Source organism: Geodermatophilus amargosae, assembly GCF_041028265.1.
In the GTDB taxonomy this organism is placed as follows: domain Bacteria; phylum Actinomycetota; class Actinomycetes; order Mycobacteriales; family Geodermatophilaceae; genus Geodermatophilus; species Geodermatophilus amargosae_A.
This window is the reverse complement of the sequence record NZ_JABGCW010000049.1, coordinates 1-919: the sequence shown is the minus strand read 5'-3', so window position 1 is coordinate 919 and position 919 is coordinate 1. Positions and strand designations below refer to the sequence as shown.

2 protein-coding genes are annotated in these 919 nt (G+C 44.4%); both read right to left on the bottom strand.

The window, feature by feature from the left end:
* Window positions 1–4: 4 nt before the first annotated feature.
* Window positions 5–637, bottom strand: a complete 633-nt coding sequence (locus tag HLV61_RS23140; protein WP_217269561.1) for an ORF6N domain-containing protein — start codon at window positions 635–637, stop codon at window positions 5–7.
* Between the two features lie 67 nt (window positions 638–704).
* A partial coding sequence (locus tag HLV61_RS23135; RefSeq protein ID WP_369259761.1) for a hypothetical protein occupies window positions 705–919 on the bottom strand: 215 nt, incomplete at its 5' end.

Genomic DNA, 919 nt, shown 5'->3' with positions numbered 1-919 from the left:
CGGTTTAATCTTTTCGTTCTCTTGTTGTCTCAAAGGATATTTTAGCGATGCCAAGGTTTATGCTAAAGGCAAACTTGCGCATTTTCAATGGAAGCTTATCAGCAAAAACTTCATTCATCATACCCTGTAACTTTCCTTGCTCTGCTTCATCAGGAACGATACCTTGCTCTGCTTCGTCATTCAGTTTTGCCATAGTCCTTGCCAGTTTGCGAAGTTTTGTGAAGGTGTCTATGATGGCAAATGTTGTTTCTGTAGCTATTGGCGATTTCAGAATTGTGGCGAGCATATACAATCCTTGTTCCGTGAATGCATTCGGCAAAGTCCTAGAATAGCGCAAGTTACCGAGGTGGTCACATTTTGTTACCACCTCCTGCTTTTCTTCTTTGCTTAACTGAAACATATACTCTGGAGGAAACTTCTCGATGTTTCTCTTTACTGCCTGGTTGATGGCTTTCGTCTCAACCCCATACAATTCGGCAACATCTCTATCGAGGATAACTTGTGTATCTCGAATAACGATGATTTTGCTTTCTGTTTTTGCAATGTCTTCTTGATGTCCCATTCTCTTTTTTGTTTTGATTTTGGGTGCAAAGATAAGAAAAATATCTGAAACGCCAATAAATACTATGAAAAACACCCGCTGGCGGCGGTCCGCCTACGTCGGGGGGTCTGGGGGGCTGACGTATGTGAAGCCCCCTAATCGCCTATAAATGCCATCTTCTGCCTTGACTGATATTCTGGTCTTGTTCCTGGTTCTCTCCCCTGGCAATCTTCTGCATGCACATTTCCGCTCTGTCCCAATAACTTGACAAGTGCGGCTGTGCGTATGCTCCGCCATGGTAGTAGGCTATCTTCCTAAGTGCGGCTGCGTTGTCTGGGTCTCCACCCAGAGCCGTTTTAAGTATTGCCGTATCTTCAG